This window comes from Paralimibaculum aggregatum, assembly GCF_030270585.1.
Classification (GTDB): domain Bacteria; phylum Pseudomonadota; class Alphaproteobacteria; order Rhodobacterales; family Rhodobacteraceae; genus Thermohalobaculum; species Thermohalobaculum aggregatum.
Window position 1 is genome coordinate 1 of record NZ_BSYI01000084.1, and the last position, 5,894, is coordinate 5,894.

At 70.9% G+C, this 5,894-nt stretch carries 3 protein-coding genes and 1 pseudogene; all 4 read right to left on the minus strand.

The genetic code is table 11. The features are described from left to right. Nucleotides 1–1,613, minus strand: a 1,613-nt coding sequence (locus QSJ97_RS24090) for an alpha-D-glucose phosphate-specific phosphoglucomutase (protein WP_285675031.1), incomplete at its 3' end; no start/stop codon positions are given. 72 nt (nucleotides 1,614–1,685) lie between these two features. Continuing rightward, entirely contained in the window at nucleotides 1,686–2,948 is a 1,263-nt protein-coding gene (gene glgC / locus QSJ97_RS24095; RefSeq protein ID WP_434220956.1) for a glucose-1-phosphate adenylyltransferase, read from the minus strand. A gap of 69 nt (nucleotides 2,949–3,017) precedes the next feature. After that, nucleotides 3,018–5,204, minus strand: coding sequence for a 1,4-alpha-glucan branching protein GlgB (gene glgB / locus QSJ97_RS24100; protein WP_285675032.1), 2,187 nt, complete (start codon nucleotides 5,202–5,204; stop codon nucleotides 3,018–3,020). 521 nt (nucleotides 5,205–5,725) lie between these two features. Then, a pseudogene (locus QSJ97_RS24105) lies at nucleotides 5,726–5,894 on the minus strand (keto-deoxy-phosphogluconate aldolase); the annotation flags it as partial.

Below are 5,894 nucleotides of genomic sequence, written 5' to 3' on the forward strand. Positions count from 1 at the left end.
GCCTCGCGCCCCAGCCGGGTGCGGATCCCGGCGAGCGTGTGGGCCGCGGCGATCACCGGGGCCAGCGCCGCCTGCGGCTCCTCGCCCTGGCGGGCCGGGTCGGGCTCGAAGCGCTCGAGATAGACGCGCAGCGTGGCGCCGACCGTGCCGGTGCCGGACAGGCGGAACACCGCGCGGGCGGTGTCGCCGAAGATCAGGCGGATGCCCTGGCTGGTGGCGACCGAGCCGTCGACCGGGTCGGTATAGGCGAAATCGTCCGCCTCGGTGATCGTCAGCCCCTCGATCTCGCTGCCGGGAAGGCTGGCGAGGCGCGCCCGGAGATCGTCCATCAGGCCCTCGGCGGCGGCCTTGTCGACGCCCTCGTAATCGTGCCGCGAGTAGTAGTCGCGGCCATGCGCCGCCCAGTGATCGGCGAGGATTTCGGCCACCGAGCGGCCGGTCGCGGCCATGATGTTGAGCCAGAGCAGCACGGCCCAGAGCCCGTCCTTCTCGCGCACGTGGTTCGAGCCGGTGCCGGCGCTCTCCTCGCCGCAGATCGTGGCGCGGCCGGCATCGAGCAGCGTGCCGAAGAACTTCCAGCCTGTCGGCGTCTCGTAGGACGGGACGCCGAGCCGGGCGGCGACGCGGTCGGCGGCGCGCGAGGTCGGCATCGAGCGGGCGATGCCCGTGATCCCGCCGGAATAGCCGGGGGCGAGGTGGATGTTTGCGGCGAGCACCGCGAGGCTGTCGGAGGGCGTCACGTAGGCGCCCCGCCCGACGATCATGTTGCGGTCGCCGTCGCCGTCCGAGGCGGCGCCGAGATCGGGCGCGTCCGGGCCGAACATCTCGGCCATCAGATCGGCCGCGTAGACCGGGTTCGGGTCGGGATGGCCGCCGCCGAAATCGGGCAGCGGGGCGGCGTTGATCACGGTGCCCGCGGGGGCGCCGAGCTCGCCCTCGAGGATCGCCCTGGCATAGGGGCCGGTGACCGCGTGCATGGCGTCGAAGCGCATCCGGAAGCCGGCCGCGAAATGCGCCCGGATCGCGTCGAAGTCGAACAGCGAGCGCATCAGGTCGGCATAGATCGCGACCGGGTCGATGACCTCGACCGCCATCCCGCCGAGCCGGCTCTCGCCGAGCGCCGAGAGATCGACATCGCCGGCCTCGAGGATCCGGTATTCGGTGATCTTCAGCGTGTTGGCGTGGATCGCGCCGGTGACGCCCTCCGGCGCCGGGCCGCCGGCGGGGATGTTGTATTTCAGCCCGAAGTCGCCGTCCTCGCCGCCGGGGTTGTGGCTGGCCGAGAGGATCAGCCCGCCATCGGTACGCAGGTGCCGGATGACCGCCGAGGCCGCCGGCGTCGAGAGCAGCCCCTCGCGCCCGACCACCGCGCGCGCCGCGCCGTTGGCCGCCGCCATCTTCAGGATGGTCTGGATCGCGCGGCGGTTGAAGAAGCGCCCGTCGCCGCCGACCACCAGGGTCTTGCCCGCGACCGGGCCGACCGCGTCGAAGATCGACTGGACGAAGTTCTCCAGATAGCCCGGCTGCATGAACACCCGGGTCTTGGCGCGCAGGCCGGAGGTGCCCGGCTTCTGGCCCTCGATCGGCGTGGTCGTGACGGTCTTGACGGTCATCTCAGTCCTCCCTTGCAGGCCCGGCGCTCTGCCGGCCGGTGCCCTCGTTGACCCGGGGCGGTGCCGCGCCGGTCACCCGCCGAGCGCGTCGATCATCGGCTGGGTGATCAGGCAGACGCCGCTGTCGGTGCGCCGGAAGCGGGACGCATCGAGCGCCGGGTCCTCGCCCACCACGAGGTCCTTCGGGATCCTGACCCCGCGATCGACGACGACGTTCTTCAGCCGGGCATGCCGGCCGATATCGACCGAGGGCATGATCACCGCATGATCGAGCTCGCTGTAGGAGTTGCAGCGCACATCGGTGAACAGCAGGCTGTTGCGCACATGGCTGCCCGAGATCACGCAGCCGCCGCAGACCAGCGACGAGGTGGCCGAGCCGCGCCGGGTCTCCTCGTCGTGGATGAACTTCGCCGGCGGCGTGTTCTCGGCATAGGTCCAGATTGGCCAGTCGCGGTCGAAGAGGTCGAGCTCGGGGTCGAAATTGGTCAGGTCGATATTGGCCTGCCAGTAGGCGTCGATGGTGCCGACATCGCGCCAGTAGGCCTCGCGCTCGGTCGAGGCGCGCACGCAGCTGTCGGAGAGCTTGTGCGCCACCGCCTTGCCGCCCCGGACGATCGCCGGGATGATGTCCTTGCCGAAATCGTGGCTGGTGTTCGGGTCCGCCGCGTCGCGCCGCAGATGCTCGTAGAGGTCGGTCGCCCTGAAGACGTAGATGCCCATCGAGGCGAGCGAGACGTCCGGGTTGCCCGGCATCGCCGGCGGGTCGGCCGGCTTCTCGACGAAGTCGATGATCCGCTGGTCCTCGTCGATATGCATCACGCCGAAGGCCGAGGCCTCGTGCCGCGGAACCTCGATGCAGCCGACCGTGACATCCGCGCCGGATTCGACATGGTGGCGCAGCATCAGCTCGTAGTCCTGCTTGTAGATGTGGTCGCCGGCGAGGACCAGGACGTATTCGGGCATGTAGCCTTCCATGATGTCGATGTTCTGGTAGACCGCATCGGCGGTGCCGAGATAGATGTCGCGGCCCTCGACGCGCTGCGAGGCGGGCAGGATGTCGAGCCCCTCGCCGCGCCCGGCCGAGAAGAAGTTCCAGCCGCGCTGCAGGTGGCGGATCAGGGAATGCGCCTTGTACTGCGTCGCCACGCCGATCCGGCGGATGCCGGAATTGACCGCGTTGGACAGCGCGAAATCGACGATGCGGGACTTGCCGCCGAAATAGACCGCGGGCTTGGCGCGGCGGTCGGTCAGCTCGTGCAGGCGGCTGCCGCGCCCGCCGGCCAGCACGAAGGCCATGCTGTGCCGAGAGAGCTGCTGTCTGGACGGGTCTATCATTCTCGTTCCTCCCCTTGGCGTCTGTTGGCCGCGCGTGGCGGCGCTGTCGTTGGCGTCCGGCGTCGGGTCTCAGGTCTCCAGTTCGAAGAACAGCGTGGCGAGCGGCGGCAGCGTGATCTCGATCGACTGCGCGCGGCCATGCGAGGGCAGCGGATCGGCATCGACCCCGCCGAGATTGCCGCGGCCGGCGCCGCCATAGACGGTGGCATCGGAGTTGATCCGCTCGCGCCAGCGGCCGGGCTCGGGCACGCCGATGCGGAAGGCGCTGCGCTCGACCGGCGTGAAGTTGCACACCACCAGCACCGGCGCGGCGCCCTCGGCGCGGCGCTCCCAGGCATAGACCGAGATGTCCTCGGCGGAGGCCTCGACCCAGGCGAAGCCGTCGGCCCGGCTGTCGCTGCGGTGCAGCGCCGGCGTCTCGCGGTAGAGATGGTTGAGGTCGCGCACCAGCGCCTGGGTTCCCGCGTGGCGGGGATCGTCGAGCAGGTGCCAGGGCAGGCTCTCCAGGTGGTTCCACTCGTCGGGCTGGGCGAATTCCTGGCCCATGAACAGCAGCTTCTTGCCCGGATGGCCCCACATGAAGCCGTAATAGGCCCGGAGGTTGGCAAAGCGGTCGAAGTCGTTGCCGGGCATCCGGCCGAGGATCGAGCCCTTGCCGTGCACCACCTCGTCATGGCTGAGCGGCAGCACGAAGTTCTCGGTGAAGGCATAGTGCAGGCCGAAGGTCATCTGGTGGTGGTGATGGCGCCGGTGGATCGGCTCGCGCCGGACATAGTCGAGCGTGTCGTTCATCCAGCCCATGTTCCACTTGAAGCCGAAGCCGAGCCCGCCGTGGCTGGTCGGCCGCGACACCCCGGGCCAGGCGGTCGATTCCTCCGCCACGGTCATGATCGAGGGATCGGCGGCATAGGCGGCCTCGTTCATCCGCTTGAGGAACGAGATCGCCTCGAGGTTCTCGCGGCCGCCATGGATGTTGGGCACCCACTGGCCGGCCTCGCGGGAATAGTCGCGGTAGAGCATCGAGGCGACGGCATCCACGCGCAGCCCGTCGAGGTGGTGCTCGCGCAGCCAGTAGAGCGCGTTGGCGATCAGGTAGTTGCCGACCTCGCGCCGGCCATAGTTGAAGATCAGCGTGTTCCAGTCGCGGTGGAAGCCCTCGCGCGGGTCGGCATGCTCGTAGAGCGGCGTGCCGTCGAAGCGGCCGAGGCCGTGGGCGTCGGTCGGGAAATGCCCGGGCACCCAGTCGAGGATCACGCCGAGCCCGGCATCATGCGCTGCCTCGACGAGGTCGCGGAACTCCGAGGGCGTGCCGTGCCGGATCGTCGGCGCATAGAGGCCGACCGGCTGGTAGCCCCAGGAGCCGTCGAACGGATATTCCGAGACCGGCATCAGCTCGATATGGGTGAAGCCCATGTCGCGGACATAGGGCACCAGCTCGGCCGCGAGCTCCCAGTAGGACAGCGGGCGGCGGCCCTCCTCGGCGCGGCGCCAGGAGCCCAGATGCACCTCGTAGATCGAGATCGGGGCGTCGATCCGGTGCGCCTCGGCGCGGCGCGCCATCCAGTCGCCGTCGCGCCAGTCGCGCCCGGAGAGGTCGCGCACCACCGAGGCGGTGGCCGGCGGATGCTCCGAGCCGAAGCCCACCGGGTCGGCCTTCAGCGGCAGCAGCGCGCCATCCGCCGCCTTGATCTCGTACTTGTAGCGCGTGCCCTCGTCGAGGCCGGGCAGGAAGATCTCCCAGATCCCGCTGGCGCCGCGCGCCCGCATCACATGCGCCCGCCCGTTCCACTGGTTGAAGTCGCCCACCACCGAGACCCGCCGCGCGTTCGGTGCCCAGACCGCGAAGCGCACGCCGCGGGCCCCCTCGTGCTCGCAGGGATGGGCGCCGAGCGCCTGCCAGAGGTGGAGATGCGTGCCCTCGGCCAGCAGATGCTCGTCGAGATCGCCGAGCACCGGGCCGAAGCGGTAGGCGTCGTCCAGCTCCCAGCTCGCCGATCCGGCGCGGGCGCGGAGGCGGTAGGCCCCCGGCCGGTCCGCCCCGGCGGGCCCGGCGAACAGCCCCTCGGGCCCCTCGGGCTCGAGCGCGACGGCGCCGTCGGCCAGCACCGCCTCGACCGCCTCGGCGCCGGGGATCAGGGCCCGGATCACCCAGCCCGCGCCCTCGCGGTGCGGGCCGAGCAGGCCGAACGGATCTGCATGCTCGCCGGCGGCGAGGGCAGCGAGCGCCTCCGGTGCAGGGGACGGGTTGTCTGTCATCGCGACCTCCTTGCGCCCGCGCCAGTGGCGGCCCAGCCGGTTTCAGCATAGCCGAGAATGGCCCCCGGCGCACAGCGGACATGCTTCCCTTCGGTCAGCCGCCGGGGCGCCGCGCGCCGTGCGGGCGCAGCGAGGCTCGGGGCGGCGGCGCCGGCAGCGCGCCGGCGCGCGCCGGGCAGGCCCCGCGGGCGGGCGGCCTGCGCCCCCGGCACCGCGGCCGCCGGGGCTGCCGGAACACGATCGCGAAGCTGCTCGATCCGGTGCATCTCGGCCCTTTCCCGTTCCATCCGCGCGTCCCGAAGCAGGGCCGCATCCCGGATCTCCTTGCGAATCCCTTAATAAATAACTCAGATTGATTTGTCAATAACGCCGCGTTAACCGGTGCGGCGCCGCGCCGCCCAGCCGGGACCGAATGCCGCGGCCACGCAGCAAGACGGCGGCGCCGCATGCGACGCCGCCGGGAGCGGGAAACCGTCTTGATATCCGCGCGGCGGGAGGGCATGCCCCCGGCGCGCGGCGGCTCAGGCCTTGTGCGCCCTGAGGCTTGCGGCCTGTTTTGCGCGGCGGGTTATTTCCTGCCAGTTTCCGGCCTTGAGGGTGTCGCGGGGTGCGATCCAGGTTCCGCCGACGCAGAGGACGTTTGGCAGCGCGAGGTAGTGCGGGGCGTTTTCGGGGGTGACGCCGCCGGTG